Here is a 26,388-nt window from a genome sequence, read left to right on the forward strand (position 1 = left end):
AGCGCGCTCACACCGTGTACTTGTCGAAGTCCTCGGGCCTGATCTGGGTCGACACCGCAAAGGTGTCGATGCCGATGGTCGTATGCGCGAAGAAGCCGTCCTCCGTGGTGTCTCGACCGATGCTGTGAACGGCCAGGGTCGATGCATCACCGCCCATGTTTTCATAGAAATGATCCTGTTCGTTGCTCAGCGGCGACACGCTCCGGCCCTTGTACTCCTTTGCGCTCAGCACCGACCTGGTGGCTACTTCGGGAAAGTACAGCTGACCGACCCAGGCGACATGCCGCTCTTCCAGATAATTGTTGCCGCCGGTGATGCGCACCGCCACGTGGATGTGCAATGCACGCCCGGCATAGAAGCCTGGATAGATCGTGGTAAACCGCACCATGCCCTTGTTGTCACTGAATTGCCCGCCGCGCAGGTAAGTGTCGTCATCGGTACGCGCAATCGCGCCTATGTGACCGGCATCGACTTCAAGGTCCGGATTGATCCGGCTCCAGCCCGAGTACGAACCCCGGGCGTTGCAATGCCAGATATCCACCAGCGCGCCGTTCACCGGCTCGCCGGTCATGGAATCGACAATCGCCAGGCGCATCACCAAGGGAATGCCGTCCTGGCCTTCGCTGATGTTTCTTCTGATGAGTTTCGGATTGCGAAAATAGGGACCGGCAATCTGCTCCGGTGAGAGCAGGTAGACGGTTTCGCGAGGAGTAGCAGAGGTGTAATTCATGAGGTTCTCTCTTCCATAAGATGCTTCTAGGATAGAGAGAGATGCCGGGCGGGATGCGGTAACTATGTATCGGGGAATGTTTTCTGTAGGAGCAAAGCTTGCTCGCGAAAGCGGTCTGACATTCAACCTTTGTGGTGGGTGTGATGACGCCTTCGCGGGCAAGCCTTGCTCCTACAGGGGCATGTGTTGCGCGGGAATTTTTTTGAGGCAAAAAAAAACGGTGCACCGACCAAGCGCACCGTAAAGCCGTAGAACACACAACGAAGTGTCAGGTAAAACTATCAATCCAACTGCATCAGTCCAGCAGCGCCAACGCCTCGGCGGTGCATTCCTGAATGCGGGCCCAGTCGCCGTTCTTGATCCACTCCGGATCAAGCATCCAGCTACCGCCCACGCACATCACGTTTTTCAACGCCATGTAGCTCTTGATATTGGCCGGGCTGACGCCGCCAGTCGGGCAGAATTTAACTTCGCCGAATGGACCGCCAAGTGCCTTGATAGCCGCGACGCCGCCGCTGACTTCCGCCGGGAACAGCTTGAAGCGGCGATAGCCCAGGCCATAACCTTCCATGATGCCGGAGGCGTTGCTGATGCCGGGCAACAGCGGGATCGGGCTGTCGACGCTGGCTTCGAGCAGGTCACGAGTAATGCCCGGGGTGACGATGAATTGCGAACCGGCCCTTTCAGCGGCGGCGAGCATGCTGCGATCGAGCACAGTGCCGGCACCGGTTACCAATTCCGGACGCTGCTCGCGCAGGATCTGGATGGCTTTGAGGCCGAACTGCGAACGCAGGGTCACTTCCAGGGCTGTCAGGCCACCGGCGGCCAAGGCGTCGGCCAGTGGCAGGACGTCCTGTTCGCGAGCGATGGTGATCACCGGCAAAATCCGCGCCTTGGCGCAGAGGCTGTCGATCAGGGCAACTTTGTCCGCCATGGAAACGGTCGGGGATGTGTTTGTCATAGCGGCTGATCCTTGGCTCATGGGCACCAGTAAATCTCTAACGTAGGTTGCAGAAACGCGCGAATCGGCATGGCGGCGACATCGTCACCGGCCAATGCGGCACTCAAGGTGGTCAGTTTGGACTGACCGGAAATCGATAGAACGGTGTTCGTGGCCGAAGCCAGCAGCGCGCGGCTCATGGTCAGGCGCTGATGCGGCACGGTCGGCGCCAGCATCGGGTAGCAACGGCGTGTGCCATCGACTTTCAAAGCGTCGGCCAGGTTCGGGCTGTTGGGGAACAGCGAGGCGGTGTGCCCGTCGTCGCCCATGCCCAGAATCAGCACGTCGATCGCCGGCAACTCTGCCAGCAAGCGATCAGCCTGCTCGGCCGCCAGCTCAAGGTTGGCGGTGGCGCTGTAAAGGCTCAAAAACTTGGCCTTGGCCGCCGGGCCTTGCAGCAGATAGCGCTTGAGCAAACCGGCATTGCTGTCGGCGTGCTCCACCGGCACCCAGCGCTCGTCGGCCAGGGTCACGACGACTTTGGACCAGTCCAGCGTCTGCTTGGCCAGGTGCTGGAAGAACGCCACCGGGCTGCGGCCACCGGAAACCACCAGGGTCGCCGTACCGCGTGCGTCGATAGCCTCGCTCAGTTGCTTGGCCACATTCAGCGCCAGGCCTTCGGCCAACAGCACCGGGCTCTTGAACTCATGGGCGCTGACGCCCTGAGGCAGTTTCAAATCAGATATCGCCATACCACGACCTCCCGTCCCGCGTGATCAGTGCAATGGAGCTCATCGGTCCCCAGGACCCGGCCGCGTACGGCTTGGGCGCATCACCGGATTTTTTCCACCCGGCGATCAACTGGTCACACCACTTCCACGCGGCTTCGATTTCATCTTTACGGACAAACAGGTTCTGATTGCCCCGCATTACTTCCAGCAACAACCGTTCGTAGGCATCGGGAATCCGCGCGCTACGCCAGGTGTCGGAAAAATTCAGCTGCAACGGACCGCTGCGCAGCTGCATGCCCTTGTCCAGGCCTTGTTCTTTGGTCATCACGCGCAAGGAGATGCCTTCGTCCGGTTGCAGGCGGATAATCAGCTTGTTGCTGATTTGCAGGCGCTGCTCGGGGGCGAAGATGTAGTGCGACGGCTCCTTGAAGTGGATGACGATCTGCGACAACTTCTGCGGCATGCGCTTGCCGGTGCGCAGGTAAAACGGCACGCCGGCCCAACGCCAGTTGCGGATATCGGCACGCAGCGCGACGAAGGTTTCGGTGTCGCTCTGGGTGTTGGAATTCGGTTCTTCCAGATAACCCGGCACCGGTTTGCCTTCGCTGTAACCGGCGATGTACTGGCCGCGAACGACCTGAGTGGTCAGGCCTTCCGGGCTGATCGGCGCCAGGGCCTTGAGCACTTTGACTTTCTCGTCACGGATGCTGTCGGCGGACAGGTCGGCCGGCGGGTCCATGGCAATCAGGCAGAGCAGTTGCAGCAGGTGATTCTGGATCATGTCCCGCAGCTGGCCGGCCTTGTCGAAGTAACCCCAGCGGCCTTCGATCCCGACCTTCTCGGCCACGGTGATTTCCACGTGGGAAATGTAATTCTGGTTCCACTGGGTTTCGAACAGGCTGTTGGCGAACCGCAGGGCGATCAGGTTCTGGACGGTTTCTTTGCCCAGGTAGTGGTCGATGCGGTAGGTGCGGTTCTCCGGGAAGAACGCCGCCACGGCGTCGTTGACCGTACGCGAGGATTCCAGGTCCGAACCGATGGGTTTTTCCAGCACCACGCGGGTGTTTTCGCTCAGGCCAACCTTCGACAGGTTCTCGCAGATCGCGCCGTAAACGGCTGCCGGCGTGGCGAAGTAGGCAATCACACGCTGCGCGCTGCCAGCCTGTTCGGCCAGGGCGACGTAGTCTTCAGATTTGAGGAAGTCGACGTGCAGGTAGCTCAAACGAGCGAGGAAGCGTTCGACTACAGCTTCGTCCAGCTCTTTGGCATCGACGTAGCGGCGCAGCTCCGAGGCGATGAACGCCAGGTGTTGCTGCTCGCTGCCGGGTTCACGGGCCAGCGCGATAATGCGCGTGTCCTCGTGCAACAAGCCGGCGCCGTCCAGTTGATAGAGGGCAGGAAACAGTTTGCGCAAGGCCAGGTCGCCAAGGGCGCCGAACAAGGCAAAGGTGCACGGTTCAACCGTAATCGAAGGCATGATGTTTGTTCTTTTATCAAGTTAAGCTACAAATACCTTTTTTCAAGGCATCACTCAAGGGAAAATGTAGTAATAACCACAACATTTTCGCAAAATACAGATTCCGAGTGGTGGTCGGTCGGAGCCATCAGTAGGATAGGCCACCGTTACGGGCCGCATCAAAGGCCCTTTTTGCATAGCAGACTGCTTGTTTGCGCTGCTGACTTAAGGAACATCTATGGACCGCGTGCGAAATTTACTGGAACAAATCCAGAATCGCCTTGAAGACCTGAACAAGGCCGAACGCAAAGTCGCCGAAGTGATCCTGCTCAATCCACAGCAGGCCACCCGGTTCAGCATCGCCGCCCTCGCCCAGGCCTCCAAGGTCAGCGAGCCGACGGTCAACCGTTTCTGCCGTTCATTCGGCGTCAGCGGCTACCCGGAACTCAAACTGCAACTGGCCCAGAGCCTGGCCAGTGGTGCGGCGTATGTCAGCCGTGCGGTCGAGGCCGATGACAATCCTGAAGCCTACACCCAGAAGATCTTCGGCAGCGCCATCGCCTCGCTGGACAGCGCGTGCCAGGCGCTGGACCCGAACCTGATCAGCCGCGCCGTCGACCTGTTGATCCAGGCGCGGCAGATTCACTTCTTCGGCCTCGGCGCTTCGGCCCCGGTGGCGCTGGATGCGCAGCACAAGTTCTTCCGCTTCAACCTTGCTGTCACCGCCCACGCCGATGTGCTGATGCAACGCATGATTGCTTCGGTGGCGCATACCGGCGAGTTGTTCGTGATCATTTCCTACACCGGCCGCACCCGTGAACTGGTGGAAGTGGCGCGCATCGCCCGGGAGAACGGTGCTTCGGTGCTGGGCTTGACCGCCGAGGGTTCGCCATTGGCCAAGGCCAGTACCTTGAGCCTGAACATTCCGTTGCCGGAAGACACTGACATCTATATGCCGATGACCTCGCGGATTATTCAGTTGACGGTGCTCGACGTGTTGGCAACGGGCATGACCTTGCGCCGCGGGGTGGATTTCCAGCCGCACCTGCGCAAGATCAAAGAGAGCTTGAATGCGAGCCGGTATCCGGTGGGTGACGAGTTTAATTAGGTCGCGTTGCGTAAAAGATCGCAGCCTCGTTTCACTCGACAGCTCCTACAGGATTACGCGATCCCATGTAGGAGCTGTCGAGTGAAACGAGGCTGCGATCTTTTGATCTTGCGTTAAGCCCCAACCCGCGCCTGCAAACTCAAATGCGCCCGCTCCCCCGGCGCCAGGCTCAGGCTGTCGGTGCCGCCGCTGGCCGCTTCCACGCAGACAAACTCCAACACCTCGTTCCAGCTCACCCCCAGCAACGGTCGTGAACCCGGGTGCCAGACCACCGTGTCCGCATCATCGCCGGTGTCGATGCACAATTCCCGCTGCCAGGCGTGATCCTTGAGCTGCAATTCGCCGTCATGCTGGAACACCCGCTGACAGCCGCCATCGACCCGCAACTCACCTTCCTGCTGACACACCTGGCGACTCAACTGATCGTAACCCTGCGCTCCGTCGAGCCCAGACAGCGCTATCTCACTCACGTCACCAATACGCCAATAGGCATGCAACGCCTGGCTCAATTGGCATGGCAGGCTGTCTTGATGCTCGGTACTCAGGCGCAAATCCATGCGTTCACCCAGGTGTGCGTGCAGGTCAACCGTCCAGTCACACAGCTGAAGTTGCCAGTGCAAGCGCACGCCATCGTCCTCAGTGCTGCTGTCGAGCAACTTCCAGTCGAGCAACCGCGCCCAGCCATGGGACGGCCAGGCATTTTCGCTCGGATGACGGCCAAACCACGGCCAGCACACCGGCACCCCGCCACGAATCGCCCCCACGTGCGGCCACTTCGCCGCGCACCACAACCAGGGTTTTTGCCCTGTAGGCTGAAAGTGCAACAACTGCGCGCCCTGACGGCTGAACACCGCCTGGCACAGCGGATGATCGATCACCAGCACGTCGCGCATCTGATAGCGCTCCCACGCAAACACCGGACGTTCGCGCAAGGATTTGAAGAAGCGTTGTAGCGGATGCTCATGCATGTGCCACGGTCCTGAAAATCATCTGTTACCCGGGGTGCGCCGCCCCCAAAAAAAAGCGGATAGCCTTGGCCATCCGCAAATATGCGCACATAGAGAGGAGCTTATCGCAACAGCGTTAGAACACCGACTGAATTTTCAGACCAGCGACCAGAGCGTTGTCGACTTCATCAACACCGCCCGGGTGAGTGATGTATTGCAGGTTAGGACGCACGGTCAGCCAGTTGGTAACGTGGATGCCGTAGTTGATTTCGTAGTTGTACTCGGTGCTGCGCAGTGGCGCGAACAGTGGATCTTCGTAGTCGCTGACACCATTGGAAGCGTTGATCAGCTCAGAGTTTTTCTTCACGTCATCGTTGACATGGATACGGGCGGCACCAATACCGATGTCATCTTTTGGACGTGCATCGAACGGGCCTTTGTACACAAACATCAGCGACTGGTAGTTGTCGACGAAGTTGGTGTCCTTGTCGTGGAACGTGGCGTTGGCGGCAACGTTCAGACCGCGGGACGCGTCACCGTTGTGAGTGGTGAGTTGTTGCTGTGCCACAAACCAATAGCCGTGTTTGCTGTCGTGGCTACGGTAGGCGTTACCGCTGGTGGCCGCATCATTGCCGTTGTCGTCTTTAAGAACGTCATCAGCATTGGCCGTGCTTTTGTAGTAACCGACACGGTATTCGCCCGGCAGGTTGTTCGGGTTAGGCAGCCAGACCAGTTCGACCGGAATGACGGTGCCCGCCGTGCCGCTGCCGCTGAGCTTGAAGCCGTTACCATGTTCCAGTTGCGACGGGTTCTGGTTGTACGCGCCGATCTGCGCATAGAACTCAGGCGAGATGTTGTACTTCACGCGGACAGCGGCCTGGCTGACTGGCCAGTTGTACCAGATACCGGTGGCCCAGTTACCCGCTTGTGAACCGCAGAACGCCAGGTTCTGGAATTCGCACGGGAAGGTGTTGAAGTCTTCGCCTTCGCCGAAGTAACCGGCCTTGACGTCCAGTTTGCCGTCGAGGAACTGGTGCTTGATCCACAACTGGGTCAAACGAACCATGTGGCCACGACCGTAGACTTCTTGCGAAGAACTCAAGGTGCCTGCACGCGGATCGCCGACGCGGTCATTGGAAATGTTCTGACCGTTACGATTGGTGAACTGGACCTTGGCCTGGGTGTTATCCCAGCCCAGCAGTTTTTGCAGGTCCAATGCCACGCCCAGGCCGAACTGGTCGGCGTAACGTGCAGTCTTGTCGTCGTTGTAGCCACCGTGAAGGTTGCCGCCAACTTCACCGACATAGTCCATCTTGATGTCGATACCCTGCTCGATCAGCTTGGTCCGCTCGCCGCCCCAATCACCGGTCATCCACTGGGAATCGGCGCTGAACGCGTCAGCCGCGTGAACGCTACCGACCAGGGTCATCGCCGCCGCAACAGCTGACAATTGGCAGATAAGCTGAGCGTTGTTCTTCTTCTTCATCCCTACATCCTCGTTTTATTGTTATTAACTGTTTTTATCTAACGCGGTTTACATCGATTGCGATGAGCGACAGGCCGCTCACCGCGTATCCCCTTGTAGGAGCCAGGCTTGCCGGCGAAGGCGTTCTTGAAATCGCTTTCGCCGGCAAGCCTGGCTCCTACAGTTTTGATCTTTACCGGCCTTTGAATTGCGCGATGTTGCCGACCGATGCTTCGGTCTTCGGCACACCCGCAACCCCCAGGCGTTCCCCGGTCTTGGCATCGAACAACAACACTTTCGACGGATCGAATTGCAGGGTCAGGGTTTCACCCACGCCCGGCGCAACGTCCGGCGCCAGACGGCAGCAGACCTTGGTGTCATTCAGGTTGACGAACACCAGGGTGTCGGGACCAGTCGGCTCGGTGACCTGAACTTCGGCGCGGATGGTCGGCAAACCGTTCGGCTCGCCGTTCGCCAGCACGATCTGTTCCGGGCGCAGGCCGAGGATCACTTCGCGATCTTCCAGGCCGGCGTCCTGCATGCCCATCGGCAATTCGCAACGGGCCTGGCCGCTGTCGAGCAGCGCCACCAGACGACCGTCCTTGCGCTGCAAACGCAGCGGGATGAAGTTCATTGGTGGCGAACCGATGAAGCTCGCCACGAACAGGTTGGCCGGGTTGTTGTAGATGTCTTTCGGCGTGCCGAACTGCTGAATGATCCCGTCCTTCATCACCGCCACCTTGTCGCCCAGAGTCATCGCTTCGATCTGGTCGTGGGTCACGTAGACCGTGGTGGTTTTCAGGCGCTGGTGCATCAGTTTCATTTCGGTGCGCATCTCGACGCGCAGTTTGGCGTCGAGGTTGGACAGCGGTTCGTCGAACAGGTAAATCTTCGGCCGCCGCGCCAGGGCACGGCCCATGGCCACACGCTGTTGCTGACCACCGGAGAGTTGGCCGGGTTTGCGATTGAGCAAATGTTCGATCTGCAGCAGCTTGGCCACCCGCGCCACTTCCGCTTCGATGTCGGCGGCGGGCATTTTGCGGATCTTCAAGCCGAAGGCGATGTTCTCGCGCACGCTCATGGTCGGGTACAGCGCGTAGGACTGGAACACCATGGCGATGTCACGGTCTTTCGGGCTCATGCCGCTGACGTCCTGGTCACCGATCATGATCGCGCCGCCGGTGATGGTTTCCAGGCCGGCGATGCAGTTCATCAAGGTCGATTTACCGCAACCCGAAGGGCCGACCAGGATCAGGAACTCACCGTCCTTGATCGACAGTTCGATGTTCTTCAGGGTGTCCGGCAGGCCGGGACCATAAGTCTTGTTTACATTGCGAAGTTCGAGCGTAGCCATGATTACCCCTTGACTGCGCCGGCCGTCAGCCCGCGCACGAAATACTTGCCTGCGACCACATAGACCAGCAGGGTCGGCAGCCCGGCGATCATCGCCGCCGCCATATCAACGTTGTATTCCTTGGCCCCGGTACTGGTGTTGACCAAGTTGTTCAGCGCCACGGTTATCGGTTGCGAATCACCGCTGGAGAACACCACACCGAACAGGAAGTCGTTCCAGATTTGAGTGAACTGCCAGATCAGGCAGACCATGATGATCGGGGTGGACATCGGCAGGATGATCAGCCGGAAGATGGTGAAGAAACCCGCGCCATCGAGCCGCGCGGCTTTCACCAGCGCATCGGGAACGCTGACGTAGTAGTTACGGAAGAACAGCGTGGTGAACGCCAGGCCGTAGACCACGTGGACGAACACCAGGCCGGTGGTGGTGCTGGCCAGGCCCATTTTGCCGAGGGTGAACGAGGCTGGCAGCAGGACGGTCTGGAACGGCAGGAAGCAACCGAACAGCAGCAGACCGAAGAACAGTTGCGAGCCACGGAAGCGCCACATCGACAGCACGTAGCCGTTCAACGCACCGATGGCGGTGGAGATCAGTACCGCCGGAACGGTGATCTTGATCGAGTTCCAGAAGTACCCGTCAACCGTGCCCCAGGCCTTGACCCAGCCAATGCCGCTGACCACGGTCGGCCAGCTCAGCAGGTTGCCGGAGTTGATGTCTTCCGGGGTCTTGAAGCTGGTCAACAGCATGACCACCAGCGGAATCAGGTACAGGAATACAGCGAGGATCAGCACGCCGTAGATGGCGATGCGACTCAGGCTGATGGCCGGTTTGGCAGCGAAACTAGTCATGACGCTTGGTCCTCAGCTCGGAGTACAGGTAAGGCACGATGATTGCGAGAATCGCACCGAGCATCAGAATCGCACTGGCCGAGCCCATGCCCATCTGGCCGCGACTGAAGGTGAAGGAATACATGAACATCGCAGGCAGGTCGGAGGAATAACCCGGGCCACCGGCCGTCATTGCCGCGACCAGGTCGAAACTCTTGATCGCGATGTGAGCGAGGATCATCACGGCGCTGAAGAACACCGGACGCAGGCTCGGCAACACCACTTTGAGGTAGATGCGCGGCATGCTCGCGCCGTCGATCTGGGCGGCACGGATGATCGATTGATCAACGCCACGCAGGCCGGCGAGGAACATCGCCATGATAAAGCCCGAGGCTTGCCAGACAGCGGCGATCACCAGGCAATACACCACGCGATCCGGGTCAATCAGCCAGTCCAGGCGAAAGCCTTCCCAGCCCCAGTCCCGCAACAATTTGTCCAGGCCCATGCCCGGGTTGAGCAGCCATTTCCACGCGGTACCGGTAACGATCATCGAGAGCGCCATCGGGTACAGGTAAATGGTGCGGATGAAGCCTTCGCGACGAATGCGCTGGTCGAGGAACACCGCCAGCAGCACACCGATCACCAGGGTGATGCCGATGAACATGCCGCCGAACACCGCCAGGTTCTTGCTCGCTACCCACCAACGGTCGTTGTCGAACAGCCGCTCGTATTGCGCCAGGCCCGCCCACTTGTAGGTTGGCAGGAAAGTCGATGTGGTGAACGACAGGACGAACGTCCACAGGATATAGCCATAGAAGCCCACCAGGACGATGAACATGCTGGGCGCCAGCACCAGTTTGGGGAGCCAGCGCTGCAGTGCATCGAACGGCGAGGCCTTGCTGAACACAGCAACAGAACTCATGGGAAGATCCCGTACGTAGAAAAAGGATTACAAGCGCATTCCCCTTGTGGGAGCGGGCTTGCTCGCGAAGGCGTCGTGTCAGTTCATAAAGTGTTGCCTGACACTCCGCTTTCGCGAGCAAGCCCGCTCCCACAGGGGGAGCTGCGGCTTTAACAGTTACTTGGCCGCTTTGATCGCTGTGCCGAGTTGTTTGGCCGCAGTGGCCGGGTCGGCTTTCGGATCGTTGATGAAGTTGGTCACCACATCAAAGAACGCGCCTTGTACCGCCAGCGTGGTCGCCATGTTGTGCGCCATGCTCGGCTGCAAGCCGCCGGACTTGGCGTCCGTCAGGAAGTCCTTGGCCGCGGTCTGGGCGCAGGAGTCGAAACCGTACTTGCCCATGTCGTTCAGCATGTCGATTCGAACCGGGATCGAACCTTTGTTGATGCTGAAGACTTTCTGGAAGTTCTCACCCAGAACGACCTTGGCAATGTCCTGCTGAGCAGCAGCCGTGCCTTTGTCTTTCTGCTTGAACACCGCCAGGGAGTCGATGTTGTAGGTGAAGGCCTTGTCGGTGCCCGGGAACGCTACGCACTCGTAGTCCTTGCCGGCGACTTTCTTGGCTGCGGTCCATTCACTCTTGGCCCAGTCACCCATGATCTGCATGCCGGCCTTGCCGTTGATGACTTTGGCCGCTTCCAGGTTCCAGTCCTGGCCTTTGCCGTCGGCGTCCATGTAGGTCGCGACTTTCTTCAGCTCGGTCAGCGCCTTGACCATCTCAGGACCGGTCAGTGCAGCGTTGTCCAGGTCGACCAGGGCTTTCTTGTAACCGTCGACGCCCATGACCGAAAGCACCACTGCTTCGAACACGGTGCTGTCCTGCCAAGGCTGGCCGCCGTGGGCAAGGGCGATGAAGCCCGCTGCCTTCAGCTTGTCGCCGGCTGCGTAGAATTCCTGCAGGGTAGTCGGGGCTTTTTCGATCCCGGCTTTCTTGAAGACTTCCGGGTTGATCCACAGCCAGTTGACGCGGTGAATGTTCACCGGCACGGCCACGTAATCACCTTCGTACTTCACGGTATCGGAGACTTTCTTGTCGAGCAGGCTGTCCCATTTCTCGGACTTGGCGGCTTCTTTCAAGACGTCGGTGTCGAGCAGACCGGTAGACGCCCATTCCTGGATGTCCGGACCTTTGATCTGCGCGACCCCTGGCGGGTTACCGGCAACGGCGCGGCTTTTCAGTACGGTCATGGCGGTCGCACCGCCACCACCGGCCACTGCGCCGTCCTTCCAGGTGAAACCGTCTTTTTCGACTTGGGCTTTGAGCACATCAACAGCAGCTTTTTCGCCACCGGACGTCCACCAGTGAACGACTTCTACCGAACCTTTGGAATCGGCGGCAAGTGCACTGACAGGGAATGCAGAGATAGGAAGCAATGAGGCAAGAGAAATGACAGTAGCGAGGCGAGAAATCGCATTCATCTAGAATTACCTTTCTTGTTGTTATGCATGCAAGTCTGGTGCTTGCGCTGCATGGGATTTTAAACAGGAGTTATCCCTTCGCAGGTAACGAAGGGACGCTTGAATGTCACCACATGGTTACACAGGAGCGCTCTGGGACAACTGCCCCAAGGCAGTCGCCATGCTCGGCGCCAACGGCAGACGCGGAATCAAAACCGCCTGCCAGGCGTGATACAGGTCCGGTTTGCCGCCCCAGATATCGGCGCTCGGGCGGTTTTGCGGATCGAGTTCATGGTGCCAACTGCCATCGCAGCGGTCGATGAAATGACTGTCACAGAATTCCCAGAACAGTCGGTACCAGGTCTCGTATTGTTCATCGCCGGTGCGTTTCAGCAGCGCACTGGCGGCGGCGCTGGCTTCGCAATGAGTCCAGTGCAGGCGATGGCGAACCACGGCGCGGTTGTCCCAGTCCAGCGTGTAGACAATTCCCGGTGCGCCATCGATATTCCAGCCGTGACGGCAATTGTTGTCGAAGAGTTTTTGCGCATCGGTTGCCAGCCAGCCCGGCGTGAGCATGCCAGCCTGCACCCGCGCGGCTTCGAGGTGCAGCAACAGCCGCGCCCATTCGAAACCGTGACCTGGGGTGGTGCCATAGGGACGGAAACCGTCGGCGGGATTGTCGTGGTTGTATTCGCGCAGTGGCTGCCAGTCGCGATCGAAATGCTCGACCACCAGATATTCGTTGGCGGCGGCGTGACCGTGAATCACCCGCTCGACGATGCGTTGCGCGCGGACCAGCCAGCGGTTGTCGCCGGTGACATCCGCCAGCGCGAGAAAAGCTTCGGTGGCGTGCATGTTGCTGTTGGCGCCGCGATAGGCCTCTTCCTCGCTCCAGTCGCGATTGAAGGATTCGCGCATGGCGCCCTCCTCCTCGCTCCAGAAATGCGTGTCAATGACGCGGATCGCTTCGTCGAGCAAGGCCTGTGCGCCGGGGCGCTGCGCGGCCACTGCGGAACTCGCGGCGAGGGCGACGAACGCGTGCAGGTAGGCGGCTTTGTCAGTGTTGTCATCGCGATGCTGGGCGACGGCGAACCAGCCAGCGTGCTCGGCATCCTTGAGCGGACCGCTGAGGGCCTGGATACCGTGATCCACCAACTCTGCAAACCCCGGCAGGCCTTGGATGTGAGCCATGGCGAAGCTGTGGGTCATGCGCGCGGTGTTCATGGTTTCGGCATGGGAGTTGGCCGGGAGGCGGCCCTTTTCATCGAGATTGCCGAAGCCTTCTGGAAGCTTCGAAGCCTTGGCGAACGCCAGCAGGCGCAGGCCTTCGGCGGCGAGCCATTGCTGGTGGGCAGGCGCGTTCAGCCAACTGCTGAAGGCCGGTTGGAAGGTGTCCATGGGGTACCTTTTTTGTTGTTATGACTGGGGGGCAGTCTAAACAACGGGTGCGGTGCGGCAGGTAACGAAGGGGGCGGGGTTTGTCACAGGGTTGTGACAAAGCAAAAACAGGATCAAAAGATCGCAGCCTTCGGCAGCTCCTACAGAGATCAGTGTAGGAGCTGCCGAAGGCTGCGATCTTTTGATCTTTTCAATCGAGCGACCGAGGAAGCTGCAACGTCACCCGCAACCCACCCTCACGCAAATTCTGCAGACTCACTTCACCGCCATGGCTATGGGCAATGTTGCGCGCGATGCCCAACCCCAACCCATAACCCTGCTGCTGCCCGGCCAGGCGGAAGTGCGGTTCGAACACTTGCTCCATCCGCTGCTCCGGCACGCCCGGGCCTTCATCGTCCACGTGCAGGATGAACGCGCTCTGGTCGTCATCGATGTGCAGATGGGCGTTCTGTCCGTACTTCAAGGCGTTGTCGATCAGGTTGCCGATGCAGCGCTTGAGCGCCAGGGGTTTGCCCGGATACACAGCAAACGCCCGACCCTGCTGGGTAACGCGACCATTACCATTGGGCGCCAGGTAAGGCTCCACCAGACAATCGAGCACATGGTTGAGGTCCACCGGCTCGATGTTTTCGTGGATGTCGGTGTCTTTCACGCATTGCAGCGCGCCTTTGACCAGCAGCTCCAGTTCATCCAGATCACGGCCGAACTTGGCTTGCAGTTTTTCGTCTTCAAGCAATTCGACGCGCAGGCGCAAACGGGTGATCGGCGTGCGCAAGTCGTGGGAGATGGCGCTGAACAACTGGCTGCGTTCGGTCAGGTAACGGCTGATGCGTTCGCGCATCGCATTGAAGGCGCGACCCACTTCGACCACTTCACTGCCGCCGCCCTCGGGCACCGGCTCGACTTCAGCACCGAGGGACATGTCCCGCGCCGCCCGGGCCAGACGCTTGAGTGGACGGCTTTGCCAGTGCACCAGCAAGCCGATGAACAGCAGCAGGAAACCGCTGGTGAGCACGATAAACCACACCTGCTGGGCCGGCAGGCCTTGCTCTTCAAGACTGGTGTACGGCTCGGGCAACAAGGACGCGATGTACAGCCATTCCCCCGGCGCCATCTGGATTTGCGTGACCAGCACCGGCGGGTTTACCGGCTCCAGGGTCAACGCGTAATGCGCCCAGGAGCGCGGCAATTCATCGAGTTTCAAGCCGCTGTTGAAAATCCGCAGGTCTTCGGGGCTGACGAAGGTCACCGAGATATCGGTGTCGTGACCCAGGGACTCGCGCAGCACTTCGTCCACCGCTTTGAGCACCGCCGCTTTGCGCGGGGTGATCGGCAGCACTTCCATGCCTAACGGTTTGTCATTGAGGGTCACCACAAATCGGGTGCCGCCCATGCTGCGCAACTGATCGAGCACCAATGGCCGGAACGCCACCGGCAACGAGCGGAAATAACTGACGCTGGCGGTCATCGAATGCGCCAGGCTGCGGGCGCTGGTGACCAGGCCTTCGAGTTGCGTGGCGCGCAGTTGCGAGACCCAGATCACGCTGGATAACGCCTGGGCGAACATCACCACCAACAGCGTCAGCAACAGCATTCGCCCGAGAAGCGAACGCGGCACCGGCACCTTGGCGGCGAGCCGGCGCAACCACTCAGTGGCCATTGCTGGCAACCACGTTGGCGGCCAATTGATAACCACTGCCGCGCACGGTACGAATCAGTCGAGGAGGTTTTTCGGTGTCGCGCAGGCGCTGGCGCAAACGGCTGACGGCCATGTCGACAATGCGATCCAGCGGCATCAGATCGCGGCCACGGGTGGCGTTGCCGATGGTGTCGCGGTCGAGGATTTCTTGGGGGTGATCGAGGAACAGTTTCAGCAGGGCGAAATCGGCACCGGAGAGAATCACTTCTTCGCCGTCGATGTGGAACAGCCGATGGCTGACCATGTCCAGGCGCCAGTCATCGAAGGCCAGCACTTCACTGCCGGAGCGTTCCTGACCGAACTGGGCACGGCGCAACAATGCCTTGATGCGGGCCTGCAATTCGCGAGGGCTGAAAGGTTTGCCGAGGTAATCGTCGGCGCCCAGTTCCAGGCCAATCACGCGGTCGGCCTCGTCGGAGCTGGCGGTGAGCATGATGATCGGCACCTGGGCCTGACGCGGGTGTTGGCGAATCCAGCGGCAAAGGCTGAAGCCGTCTTCGTCCGGCAGCATCACATCGAGGATCACCAGATCGCTCGGCGCTTCGTTCATCGCCTGGCGAAAGCCTGCGCCGTCCGGCGTCGTGCGCACCTGAAAACCTGCGCGGGTCAGGTAGGTGTCCAGCAACTCGCGTATCTCTTGATCGTCATCGACCAACAAAATCGACTTGTTGACTGAGCTCACAGGGGCGGCATCCTTGTTGTTTGAATTGGGCGGATTATGCCTTAAGCGTGGAACCAACAAACACCGCAAAACCCATGTGGGAGCGGGCTTGCTCGCGAAAGCGGTGTGTCAGGCGCCATTGATATCACTGACACGACGCCTTCGCGAGCAAGCCCGCTCCCACAGGTTGGATTGCGTTTCAGGCCTGGTCGAGCGCCACGCCTGCGCCAACCAGCCCGGAATACGGCGCCGTCACCAGCCACACCGGGATGCCTTTGAAATAATCGCTCATGCAACCCTTGTCGGCGAAGCACCGGGCGAAACCGCTTTCAACGAAGAAATCGGCAAACCGTGGAATCACCCCGCCCACGATAAACACCCCGCCGCGCCCACCCGTGGTCAGCACGTTATTTCCGGCCACGCGGCCGAGCCAGCAGCAGAACTGCTCCAGCACTTCCAAGGCAATCGGATCCCCCGCCAGACCAGCCGCAGTAATCGCTTCCGGGGTCTCGAGCACCGGTTCATGCCCGTCCACCGCACAAATCGCCCGATAGACTCGCGGCAAGCCACTACCGCTCAACGCAGTCTCGGCGCTGACATGCCCGATCTCGTTGAAGATGTGTTGCCACAACTGGGTTTCCCGTGGGCTGCTCAACGGCAAATCGACGTGACCGCCCTCCCCCGGCAACGCCGCATAACGGCCCTCGCCCAGATCAAGCAATGTGCCGACACCCAAACCGGTGCCGGGACCGATCACCACCGCCGGGCGCAACGGTTCCGGCGTGCCTTCGCAGACCACGCGGAATTCGCCCGGCTGCAAACGGGTCATGCCCAGGGCCATGGCCGAGAAGTCGTTGACCAGCAGCAGTCGGTCCACCTGCAAGGTCTGGCAGAACGCCTTGCGGCTCAGGCGCCAGTGATTGTTGGTGAACTTGAATTCATCGCCGCTCACCGGGCCGGCGACCGACAGGCACACCGAACCAATGTCGCCCGGCTTGAGCCCCAACCCGGTCAGGTAGACACCAATGGCCTCCTCCGGGCAGGTGTGTTCTGCCGTCGGCAATACCTGGATCGACTCCAGTTGCTGGTTTTTCCACAACGCGAAACGTGCGTTGGTCCCACCGATGTCACCGACCAAAGCCAGTTTCAATTAAGCGTCTCCAGGGCAGAAGTAAAGGCGCTGGCGCCCTGCTCTGCGGAGCTGAAGGCCATGCGCATGAAACCAAACAGTTCGCGCCCGCTGCCGATGTTGTTACCCAACAAACCCTTGGCCGGCGTGCGCGCTGCGAATTCTTCGGCGTCCACCTTAATCTCCAGGGTGCCTTTGACGCCATCGACGCGGATGATATCGCCCTCTTGCACTCGCGCAAGAGCGCCGCCGACGTAAGCTTCGGGGCTGACGTGAATCGCCGCCGGGATTTTCCCGGAAGCGCCGGACATCCGTCCGTCAGTCACCAGTGCCACTTTGAAGCCGCGATCCTGCAACACGCCGAGGAACGGCGTCATCTTGTGCAGTTCCGGCATGCCGTTGGAACGCGGGCCCTGGAAGCGCATCACCGCGACAAAATCCTTCTCCAGCAAACCGGCCTTGAACGCATCGGCCAGGTCCTGCTGATCCTGGAACACCATGGCCGGCGCTTCGACGATCTGGTTTTCCAGAGCGACAGCGGAAACCTTCATGACGCCACGACCGAGGTTGCCTTCCATCACGCGCAAGCCGCCTTCTGACGAGAACGCGCGCGAGACCGGGCGCAGGATGGTTTCGTCGAGGCTGTCGGTCACGCCTTCGCGCCAGACCAGTTCGCCGTTATCGAGGAACGGTTCTTGGGTGTAGCGGCTCAGGCCATGGCCGAGCACGGTGTTGACGTTTTCATGCAGCAAGCCCGCTTCCAGCAGTTCGCGGATCAGGAACGACATGCCGCCCGCCGCCTGGAAGTGGTTGATGTCGGCTTTGCCGTTCGGGTAGACGTGGCTCAGGGTCGGCACGACTTCGGAGAGGTCGGCCATGTCTTGCCAGGTCAATTGAATACCGGCAGCCATCGCGATGGCCGGCATGTGCAGGGTGTGGTTGGTCGAGCCGCCAGTCGCGTTCAGCGCCACGATGGAGTTGACCAGCGAACGCTCATCGACGATTTCACCGATCGGCATGAAGTTGCCATTTTGCTTGGTCAGGCGCGTGACTTGATGCGCCGCTTCGCGGGTCAGGGCATCGCGCAACGGCGTGTTCGGGTTGACGAAAGAAGAGCCCGGCAAGTGCAGGCCCATGACTTCCATCAGCAGCTGGTTGGTGTTGGCGGTGCCGTAAAAAGTACAGGTACCGGGGCTGTGGTAGGAATTCATTTCCGATTCCAGCAACTCCTCGCGCGAGGCTTTGCCTTCGGCATAGCGCTGGCGCACATCGGCTTTCTGCTTGTTGGAAATGCCGGAGACCATGGGTCCGCCCGGTACGAAGATCATCGGCAGATGACCGAAACGCAGCGCGCCCATCATCAGGCCCGGCACGATTTTGTCGCAGATGCCGAGCATCAGCGCGCCATCGAACATGTTGTGGGACAGCGCCACGGCAGTGGACAGCGCGATCACTTCGCGGCTCGGCAGGCTCAGTTCCATGCCGGGCTCGCCCTGGGTCACGCCATCGCACATCGCCGGGGTGCCGCCAGCGAACTGGCCGACCGAGCCGATTTCGCGCAGGGCTTTTTTGATCTGTTCAGGAAAGACTTCGTACGGCTGATGCGCCGAGAGCATGTCGTTATACGAAGAAACAATTGCGATGTTCGCGGAGTTCATCATCCGCAGACTGTTCTTGTCTTCGGTGCCGCAACCCGCCACGCCGTGGGCGAAGTTGGCGCATTGCAGCTTGCCGCGCATCGGACCGTCGCTGGCAGCGCCGCGAATCAGCGCAAGGTAAGCCTCACGAGTAGCTCGGCTACGGGCGATAAGCCGTTCGGTGACCTCAAGGACGCGGGGATGCATGTGTAGAACTCCAGGCTAACGGATGTGGCGACCTGATTGTCTATGCTGATCAAGTGCCGTTGTCGATGGGGTGACGGGCGGCTTTCTTGATCGATCGGACCAGTTGATTCAGGTCACTCGTTGTAGATTGAACAAAATATTGCCATTAAAAAGGCTTGTTTTCTATTTTTATGCGAATAATCTTGTAATTCCAACAACAAATCGACGGCGGCCCAGTTAAATGACTCTTCGAATCGCAATCAATGGTTTTGGCCGTATTGGCCGCAATGTCCTTCGCGCACTGTATACCCAAGGCTACCGCCAGGATTTGCAGATCGTTGCCATCAATGACTTGGGCGACAGCTCGATCAACGCTCATCTGCTGAAGTACGACACCGTTCACGGCACATTCGACGCCGATGTCCAGCACGATAACGAAAGCCTGACCGTCAATGGTGACCGTATTTCGGTCAGCGCCATCCGCAACCCGGCCGAACTGCCATGGGCTGCCGAGAAGATTGACGTGGTATTCGAATGCACCGGTCTGTTCACCGACCGTGCCAAAGCCGCCGCGCATATTACGGCCGGCGCCCGCAAAGTCATCATCTCGGCCCCGGCCAAAGGCGCCGACGCGACTGTGGTTTATGGTGTGAACCACGACATCCTGCGCCAGTCGCACCAGATTATTTCCAACGCCTCGTGCACCACCAACTGCCTGGCCCCGGTGGCCCAGGTGCTGCACCGCGAGCTGGGGATCGAAAGCGGTCTGATGACCACGATCCACGCCTACACCAACGACCAGAACCTGACCGACGTCTACCACACCGACCCGTACCGCGCCCGTTCGGCCACCCAGAACATGATCCCGAGCAAGACCGGCGCCGCTGAAGCGGTCGGCTTGGTACTGCCGGAACTGGCGGGCAAACTGACCGGCATGGCGGTGCGTGTCCCGGTGATTAACGTGTCGCTGGTGGACCTGACCGTACAGCTCAAGCGCGAAGCGTCAGCCGACGAAGTGAATGCGCTGCTGAAAGAAGCCTCCCAGCACTCGAAAATCCTCGGCTACAACACCCTGCCGCTGGTCTCCAGTGACTTCAACCACAACCCGCTGTCGTCGATCTTCGACGCCAACCACACCAAGTCCAGCGGCAAGCTGCTCAAGGTCCTGGCCTGGTACGACAACGAATGGGGCTTCTCCAACCGCATGCTCGATAACTGCCTGGCGCTCTGCAACGCCGAATAAGCGACGTCATGGTTTGACGCGAACCCATAATGGGCCGCGACGCTCATTATTTGTGACGCAGACCTGTAATGGGGGCACAACGCTCCATTACCTGTTGACGCAAACCTGTAATGGAACATGACGCTCCATTACCTGTTGACGCAAACCTGTAATGGAACACGACGCTCCATTGCCTGTTGACACGAACCTGTAATGGAACACGACGCTCCATTACCTGTTGACGCGAACCTGTAGGAGCTGCCGAAGGCTGCGATCTTTTGATCTTGTTTTTCAGCGATCCCGGAAAGATCAAGATCAAAAGATCGCAGCCTTCGGCAGCTCCTACGCGATATGTGCAAGCCCTCCCCGAGAGCAGTCATCGATGATCGGTATCAGCTTCACGCAAAAGACCTTGGCGGCGCGCAAGCGTATCGCCCTGGTCGCGCATGACCATTGCAAAGTGTTTTTGCTGGACTGGGCCGAGCGCCAGAAAGACAAGTTGGCGCAGCATGAACTGGTCGCCACCGGCACCACGGGGTTGTTGTTGCAACAACGCCTCGACCTGCCGGTGGAAAGCATGATCAGTGGCCCGTTGGGCGGCGACCAGCAACTCGGGGCGCGCATCGCCGAGCAGCGGGTCGACATGCTGGTGTTCTTCTGGGACCCGTTCGAACCGCAGCCCCACGACCCGGATATCAAGGCGTTGCTGCGGGTCGCGGCGGTCTGGAACATTCCGGTGGCCTGCAATGAATGCAGCGCCGATTACTTGCTCAGCAGCCCGATGATGGATCAGGCCCACGAGCACCGGATTCCGGATTACGCGACTTATCTGCTGGGTCGCGCCTAGCGCTTCGCAATCAGCTTCACAAATCAGCACTTGACCATTCGAGTGGATGATAAGCATTATCATTCGCTCGAAATGGATCAGGTCCTCCCGTGAGTCAATCGCGCTTCAATCACGTCTTCATCGCCCAGCGGGTTTCCTTGCTGCGCACGTTGGAGCGGATGGTCAACAATCACAGCACCGCCGAAGATCTGCTGCAGGAAACCTACCTGCGCGTGACCCGGGCGCTCAGTGAACGAGCCATCGATCACCTCGAACCCTTCGTGTTCCAGACCGCTCGCAACCTGGCGCTGGACCATTTGCGTGCGCGGCGAATCCAGTCGCGCACCATGCTCGATGACGTCCCGCTGGAGGTGGTCGAAAGCATCGCCGCCCCCGCCAGCAGCGCCGAGGACGCCGCCCATGCCGAACAATTGCTGGAGCGTTTGAACGTGAGCCTCAGTGAACTCAGCCAGCGCCAGCAGCAGATCTTTATCCTCAGTCGCCTGCACGGGCACAGTTATCTGGAGATTTCCGAGAAGCTCGGCGTGTCGTTGAGCACGGTACAAAAGGAATTGAAATTGATCATGGCGATCTGCATCGGCGTCGCGGAACGCTTGAACGGCGACTGAGTCTGCAGGTTTATTCGCTACCTGCCGTGATCGACTGCGCAGGCCGTCGGGCTTTGCTACCCTTGCCCCACTTTCAAGCTTCACTCAAAAAACAGCCGTGCACAGACACAGCCGAGGAAACACCGTGACGGACACCCACCGCTCCGCTGGAGACCCCGCCAGCGCGATGGACCAGGCTTTGGACTGGCTGATCGTGCTTGGCAGTCCGAGCGAAGAACAGACCCGACAGTTTCACGACTGGCTCGCTGCCGATCCCCTGCACGCTGAAGCCTTCGCCAAGGCCCAGGCGATCTGGGACGGTCCGCTGGTCACGCAGTGTGCGCAAAGCCTCGCCGCTCAACCGGCGAAAGTCAGCGTGCTGTCGCGCCTGCGTCCGCACTGGAAACCCTTGGCCACGGCGGCGGTGTTGATCCTCGGTTTGTTCAGTTTCAGTAATCTGCCGATGCGCCTGCAGGCCGATCACCTGACCGTGGTCGGTGAGCGCCAGCGTCTGCAACTGGAAGACGGCTCGAAAGTCCTGCTCAATACCAACTCGGCATTTTCCAGCACCATCAACGATCAACAGCGCGTGGCCCGGTTGTATCAGGGCGAGGCGTTTTTCGAGGTGCCGGCCAACCGTGGCCAGGCGCTGGAAATCGACGCCGGGCCGGTCAAGGCCAGCGTGCACGACACCGCGTTTGCCGTGCGTTACCTCGACGGCGTGGCGCAGGTTCGGGTACAGCGTGGCGACGTGGATTTGCGTGCGACCCGTGACGATGCGCGAGTGCGGCTCTCGGCCGGCGAAAGCATCCGCATCGGCCCCAACGGTTTCGACCGCCCGGCCAAGCTCGATGCCGCCACCGACCTGGCCTGGGTCCAGGGCCGACTGGTGTTCGAGAATTGCCCGCTGAGCCAAGTGCTGGCGGAGCTGCGTCGCTACTATCCGGGCTGGATCATCAACAACAACGAGCAGTTGGCCGACGTCGCCGTCACCGGCAATTACCGCCTCGACCAGCCGCTGGACGTGGTCCGCTCCCTCGCCCACATCACCTCTGCACGGCTTCAAGAATTCCCCGCGCTGGTGATCTTGAACTAAATGAGAATTATTTTTACTCGATAGCTGAAGCTCGTTCGTCTCGTTATAGCCAATGCAATTGATTCGCATCTAACCATGCCAATCTGCACCTATAAAGATTCGTGCGACACGGAGCGCTATCGATGTCCTCTCGCCATACCCGCCAGTCCTCTTCACCTTCCCGCGTGTTGTCGCTGCTGACCGCCGCCATCCTGATGGCCGGTGCCACGCCGCTGATGGCCGCCACTGCCGCCGAGCAGCCAAGCCGCAACATGGGCGATTATTCGTTCGCCATCCCGCAGCAGTCGCTGGTCTCGGCCCTCAATGCCTTTACCGCCGTGACCGGCTGGCAGGTAGGCTTGCCCGCCGAACTGGCAGAAGGCGTCGCCTCGCCGGGTGTGCGTGGTTCGCTGCCACCTGAAAAAGCCCTGGATCGCCTGTTGGTGGGGACCAACCTCGGCTATCGCAAACTGGGCAATAACAACATCGTGCTGGAAAAACGCAGCAGCAGCGGCGCGCTCAATCTGCAACAAGTGACGATCAGCGCCACTCGCCAGGAACAGAGCATCGACAGCGTGCCGGCCACCGTCACCGTGCAGACCCGCGAAGAGCTGGACCGTAACAACGTCAACAACATCAAGGATCTGGTGCGCTACGAGCCAGGTGTCTCGGTAGGCGGTGCCGGCCAGCGCGCCGGGCTGACCGGTTACAACATCCGTGGTATCGACGGCGACCGCGTGCTGACTCAAGTCGACGGCGTGCAAGTGCCGGACAGTTTCTTCAACGGCCCTTATGCCCAGACCAACCGTAATTACGTCGACCCGGAAATCGTCAAACGCGTCGAAATCCTTCGCGGCCCGGCCTCGGTTCTGTACGGCAGCAATGCAATCGGCGGCGCCGTCAGCTACTACACCCTCGACCCGGACGACATCATCAAGCCCGGCAAAGACGTCGGCGCGCGCCTGAAAACTGGCTACAGCTCGGCCGACGATAGCTGGTTGACGTCCGGCACCGTCGCTGGCCGCACCGGCGATTTCGACGGCTTGCTGCACTTGAGCCAACGCAATGGCCACGAAACCGAATCCTACGGCGAGACCGGTGGCACCGGCCTCAACCGCACCGAGGCCAACCCTGAAGACGTGCGCACCACCAACGTGCTGGCCAAACTCGGCTGGAACTACGCCGACGACGCACGCCTGGGCCTGACCTACGAGAAATACAAAGACGACCGCGACACCAATCAACTGAGCGCCGTCGGTGGCCCGTTCAACGCCGGACGCGGTTTCGGTTTCTACAAGTCGCGCACCGGCAACGACACCGTGAGCCGCGAACGTTTTGGTCTGGAGCACAGCTTCGGCCTGGACACGGCGTTGGCCGACCATATCAAGTGGTCACTGAACTATCAGATCGCCAAGACCGATCAGAGCACCGAAGAAATATACGCGCCGTCGCGTACCGTGCTGCGCGAACGCAACACCAACTACAAGGATCGCCAATGGGTGTTCGATGCCCAGGCCGACAAGTCCTTCGCGGTTGCTGACACCGATCACACCGTCACCTACGGCACCACCATCAAGCAGGACAAAGTCACCGGCCTGCGTACCGGCACCGGCACCTGCCTGACCGTGGCCGGCGCCTGCCGCGTCATTGGTGCGCCAAGCGCCGCCGATACCCTGACACCGGCCAGCGACTTCCCGGACCCGACCATCAACAGCTACAGCCTGTTCGCTCAAGATCAGATCAGTTGGGGCAACTGGACCTTCCTGCCGGGTGCGCGCTACGACTACACCCAGCTCAAGCCGCACATCACCGATGAGTTCCTGGCCACCGCCGACCAGAGCGGCAACGGCGTGGTCAGCGACAAGACCAAGACCTGGCATCGTCTGTCGCCGAAGTTCGGCACCACTTACAGCTTCAACGATAACTACACCTGGTACGGCCAGTACGCCGAAGGCTTCCGCACGCCGACCGCCAAGGCCTTGTACGGTCGCTTCGAAAACCTCGCCGGCGGTTATCAGGTAGCGCCGAACCCTGACCTGGAACCGGAAAAGAGCAAGAGCTATGAAACCGGCCTGCGCGGCCAGTTCGAGGCGGGCACCTTCGATGTGGCGGTGTTCTACAACAAGTATCGCGACTTCATCGACGAGAATGCGATCACGCCGGGTTACACCGAGACCACGTTCCAGAGTAACAACATCAAGCACGCCACCATCAAGGGCGTGGAGCTGAAAGGTCGCCTGAACCTCGACACCTTCGGCGCACCAACCGGCCTCTACACCCAAAGCTCGATGTCGTACCTGTATGGCCGTAACGATGACACTGGCCAGCCGCTGAACAGCATCAACCCGCTGACCGGCGTGTTCGGCCTCGGTTACGACCAGGATAACTACGGCGCGCTGTTGAGCTGGACTTTGGTCAAGCGCAAGGACCGCGTCGACAGCACCAGCTTCAAGACCCCGGACGGCACCAGCACCCAGTTCAAGACCCCGGGTTATGGCGTGCTCGACCTGGCCGGTTTCTACAAGGTCACCGACGACGTGACCATCAACGCCGGCCTGTACAACCTGACCGACAAGAAATACTGGCAGTGGGATGACGTACGCGGTTACGACAGCGTCGGCGAAGCCTCGGTGACCCAACCGGCCAACCTTGATCGCCTGACCCAGCCGGGTCGCAACTTCGCGGTCAATCTGGTCTGGGACATCTGATCCTGAATGACTCACTGCGACACATTTGTTAATGCGTTGCAGTGAGTTTTTTTTACGCTCGGGCGTCTTCTTGTTCGTCTCGTTACCAAGCGCCTCTTTTTTCACAAGGATTTCCCATGACCTCCACGGACACTGCTCAACGCGCCGCCCTGCGTTCGCAACGTTTGAACCAGATCACCAACGAGCCACACACCAAGCTGGATGCGCTGGTCAAAGCCCACGCGCCGTTTGAAACCCAGGCCAACTTCGCCCGTTTCGTGGTCGCGCAGTATTTGTTCCAGTCGGAGTTGGTAGCGCTGTACAACGACGCCGAACTGACCGCTATCGTCCCGGACCTGCCGGCGCGCTGCCGGGCCGACGCGGCCAAGGCTGACCTGGCGGATCTGGACACCGAGGTTCCGGCACCGGTGGCTGGCGCCGTGCAGAACCCAACCAAAGCCGCAGCCTTGGGCTTTTTGTTTGTTTCCGAAGGCTCGAAGTTGGGTGCTGCGTTTTTAATCAAACGTGCCGTGGGCCTGGGCTTGAGCGAAACCTTGGGTGCCCGTCACCTCGGTGAACCGGCCGGTGGTCGCGCTGAAGGCTGGAAGAGTTTCGTCAGAACCCTCGATTCGCTGGAGTTCAGCGCTCAGGAAGAGGCCGAAATCGAGCAAGCTGCGGTCGATGCGTTCAACCGCTTCACCGTGCTGCTGGAACAGGCCTACGCCCCAGAGCTCGCCTGACACCACACAATCCCTGTGGGAGCGGGCTTGCTCGCGAAAGCGGTGTGTCAGGCAACATTGTTGTCGACTGATCCGACGCATTCGCGAGCAAGCCCGCTCCCACAGGGTATAACTGTCGACCATATGACCCGCAAACACCTCGCCTCCTCCAAACTCGCCCGAATCCTCTTCGGCCTGCTGGCCTATGTCAGCCTGGGCATCGGCTTGATTGCGATTGTCGTGCCGGGCCTGCCGACCACCGAGTTCATCCTTCTCGCTGCCTGGGCCGCGACCAAGAGTTCGCCGCGCCTGAGTGCCTGGCTGGAAAACCATCGGTTGTTCGGGCCGATCCTGTGCAACTGGCGCAACGGCAAAATCATCGCGCGCCGGGCCAAGGTCAGCGCCACCGTCAGCATGTTGCTGTGCGCCGGTTTGATGCTGGTGATGCTCGATCACGGCTGGCCGATTTACCTGGCGATTGCCGGCATGAGCCTGGGCAATCTGTGGATCTGGTCGCGACCTGAATCCGCACCGCAACCTTCCTGACCCACCCAAATCCCGCTGGGCTACCAAGCAACTTCAACATCGCAAATCTCCTGAATTCCAGCGCGTTTCAGGGGATTC

23 protein-coding genes are annotated in these 26,388 nt (G+C 60.0%); 8 read left to right on the top strand and 15 right to left on the bottom strand.

The genetic code is table 11. From position 1 onward, the window contains the following. Positions 1-7: 7 nt before the first annotated feature. The 4 genes from LOY68_RS24645 to zwf all read right to left on the bottom strand — a co-directional run bounded on the left by LOY68_RS24645 (position 8) and on the right by zwf (position 3,878). On the bottom strand, positions 8-730 hold the full coding sequence (locus LOY68_RS24645) for an intradiol ring-cleavage dioxygenase (RefSeq protein ID WP_163912612.1): 723 nt from the start codon (positions 728-730) through the stop codon (positions 8-10). 295 nt (positions 731-1,025) lie between these two features. Then, on the bottom strand, positions 1,026-1,691 hold the full coding sequence (locus LOY68_RS24650) for a bifunctional 4-hydroxy-2-oxoglutarate aldolase/2-dehydro-3-deoxy-phosphogluconate aldolase (protein ID WP_054044913.1): 666 nt from the start codon (positions 1,689-1,691) through the stop codon (positions 1,026-1,028). A gap of 17 nt (positions 1,692-1,708) precedes the next feature. Next, complete coding sequence (pgl, locus tag LOY68_RS24655; RefSeq protein WP_054613754.1) at positions 1,709-2,422, bottom strand: 6-phosphogluconolactonase; 714 nt, start codon at positions 2,420-2,422, stop codon at positions 1,709-1,711. Then, positions 2,409-3,878: a glucose-6-phosphate dehydrogenase gene (gene zwf / locus LOY68_RS24660; RefSeq protein ID WP_163912608.1), complete on the bottom strand. Its 1,470-nt coding sequence runs from the start codon at positions 3,876-3,878 to the stop codon at positions 2,409-2,411. The genes pgl and zwf overlap by 14 nt, the downstream gene beginning before the upstream one ends. Before the next feature lie 226 nt (positions 3,879-4,104). On the opposite strand from zwf, the gene LOY68_RS24665 reads away from it, so the two are divergent. Next, positions 4,105-4,965, top strand: coding sequence for a MurR/RpiR family transcriptional regulator (locus LOY68_RS24665; protein WP_177331417.1), 861 nt, complete (start codon positions 4,105-4,107; stop codon positions 4,963-4,965). 113 nt (positions 4,966-5,078) lie between these two features. On the opposite strand, the gene LOY68_RS24670 is transcribed toward LOY68_RS24665, so the two are convergent. The 11 genes from LOY68_RS24670 to edd form a co-directional block, all read right to left on the bottom strand. Continuing rightward, entirely contained in the window at positions 5,079-5,933 is an 855-nt protein-coding gene (locus tag LOY68_RS24670) for a D-hexose-6-phosphate mutarotase (protein ID WP_163912606.1), read from the bottom strand. Positions 5,934-6,048: 115 nt separating this feature from the next. Next, a complete protein-coding gene (locus tag LOY68_RS24675) occupies positions 6,049-7,398 on the bottom strand; it encodes a carbohydrate porin (RefSeq protein ID WP_265040503.1) in 1,350 nt (449 codons plus the stop codon). Between the two features lie 172 nt (positions 7,399-7,570). Continuing rightward, entirely contained in the window at positions 7,571-8,731 is a 1,161-nt protein-coding gene (locus tag LOY68_RS24680; RefSeq protein ID WP_265040504.1) for an ABC transporter ATP-binding protein, read from the bottom strand. A gap of 2 nt (positions 8,732-8,733) precedes the next feature. Beyond that, a complete protein-coding gene (locus tag LOY68_RS24685; RefSeq protein WP_054613749.1) occupies positions 8,734-9,579 on the bottom strand; it encodes a carbohydrate ABC transporter permease in 846 nt (281 codons plus the stop codon). After that, positions 9,572-10,480, bottom strand: a complete 909-nt coding sequence (locus LOY68_RS24690; protein ID WP_046056150.1) for a carbohydrate ABC transporter permease — start codon at positions 10,478-10,480, stop codon at positions 9,572-9,574. Before LOY68_RS24690 ends, LOY68_RS24685 begins: the two co-directional genes overlap by 8 nt. Before the next feature lie 156 nt (positions 10,481-10,636). Continuing rightward, positions 10,637-11,938, bottom strand: a complete 1,302-nt coding sequence (locus tag LOY68_RS24695) for an ABC transporter substrate-binding protein (protein WP_163912600.1) — start codon at positions 11,936-11,938, stop codon at positions 10,637-10,639. A gap of 117 nt (positions 11,939-12,055) precedes the next feature. Continuing rightward, the gene (locus tag LOY68_RS24700; RefSeq protein WP_265040505.1) at positions 12,056-13,315 is read right to left on the bottom strand and encodes an AGE family epimerase/isomerase; all 1,260 of its coding nucleotides are present in this window, start codon (positions 13,313-13,315) and stop codon (positions 12,056-12,058) included. A 190-nt stretch (positions 13,316-13,505) separates the two neighbouring features. Further along, positions 13,506-14,975: an ATP-binding protein gene (locus tag LOY68_RS24705; RefSeq protein WP_265040506.1), complete on the bottom strand. Its 1,470-nt coding sequence runs from the start codon at positions 14,973-14,975 to the stop codon at positions 13,506-13,508. Continuing rightward, the gene (locus LOY68_RS24710) at positions 14,965-15,696 is read right to left on the bottom strand and encodes a response regulator (RefSeq protein WP_008155851.1); all 732 of its coding nucleotides are present in this window, start codon (positions 15,694-15,696) and stop codon (positions 14,965-14,967) included. Before LOY68_RS24710 ends, LOY68_RS24705 begins: the two co-directional genes overlap by 11 nt. A 178-nt stretch (positions 15,697-15,874) precedes the next feature. Continuing rightward, entirely contained in the window at positions 15,875-16,825 is a 951-nt protein-coding gene (locus tag LOY68_RS24715) for a glucokinase (RefSeq protein ID WP_265040507.1), read from the bottom strand. Then, entirely contained in the window at positions 16,822-18,648 is a 1,827-nt protein-coding gene (edd, locus tag LOY68_RS24720; RefSeq protein WP_265040508.1) for a phosphogluconate dehydratase, read from the bottom strand. The genes LOY68_RS24715 and edd overlap by 4 nt, the downstream gene beginning before the upstream one ends. Before the next feature lie 220 nt (positions 18,649-18,868). On the opposite strand from edd, the gene gap reads away from it, so the two are divergent. From gap to LOY68_RS24755, 7 genes are all read left to right on the top strand, one after another. Continuing rightward, complete coding sequence (gene gap / locus LOY68_RS24725; RefSeq protein ID WP_265040509.1) at positions 18,869-19,870, top strand: type I glyceraldehyde-3-phosphate dehydrogenase; 1,002 nt, start codon at positions 18,869-18,871, stop codon at positions 19,868-19,870. Positions 19,871-20,231: 361 nt separating this feature from the next. Then, positions 20,232-20,696, top strand: a complete 465-nt coding sequence (locus LOY68_RS24730; protein ID WP_163912590.1) for a methylglyoxal synthase — start codon at positions 20,232-20,234, stop codon at positions 20,694-20,696. 89 nt (positions 20,697-20,785) lie between these two features. Next, positions 20,786-21,304 (top strand): RNA polymerase sigma factor, encoded by a 519-nt coding sequence (locus tag LOY68_RS24735; protein ID WP_054044943.1) that lies wholly within the window; start codon positions 20,786-20,788, stop codon positions 21,302-21,304. Between the two features lie 124 nt (positions 21,305-21,428). Further along, positions 21,429-22,379: a FecR family protein gene (locus LOY68_RS24740; protein ID WP_054613742.1), complete on the top strand. Its 951-nt coding sequence runs from the start codon at positions 21,429-21,431 to the stop codon at positions 22,377-22,379. 122 nt (positions 22,380-22,501) lie between these two features. Further along, the gene (locus tag LOY68_RS24745) at positions 22,502-25,066 is read left to right on the top strand and encodes a TonB-dependent receptor (protein WP_265040510.1); all 2,565 of its coding nucleotides are present in this window, start codon (positions 22,502-22,504) and stop codon (positions 25,064-25,066) included. 116 nt (positions 25,067-25,182) lie between these two features. After that, positions 25,183-25,785 (top strand): biliverdin-producing heme oxygenase, encoded by a 603-nt coding sequence (locus LOY68_RS24750; RefSeq protein WP_265040511.1) that lies wholly within the window; start codon positions 25,183-25,185, stop codon positions 25,783-25,785. Between the two features lie 123 nt (positions 25,786-25,908). Continuing rightward, positions 25,909-26,310, top strand: coding sequence for a YbaN family protein (locus LOY68_RS24755; RefSeq protein ID WP_054044951.1), 402 nt, complete (start codon positions 25,909-25,911; stop codon positions 26,308-26,310). Positions 26,311-26,388 lie beyond the last annotated feature (78 nt).

The organism is Pseudomonas sp. B21-053 (assembly GCF_026016365.1).
GTDB lineage: Bacteria > Pseudomonadota > Gammaproteobacteria > Pseudomonadales > Pseudomonadaceae > Aquipseudomonas > Aquipseudomonas nunensis.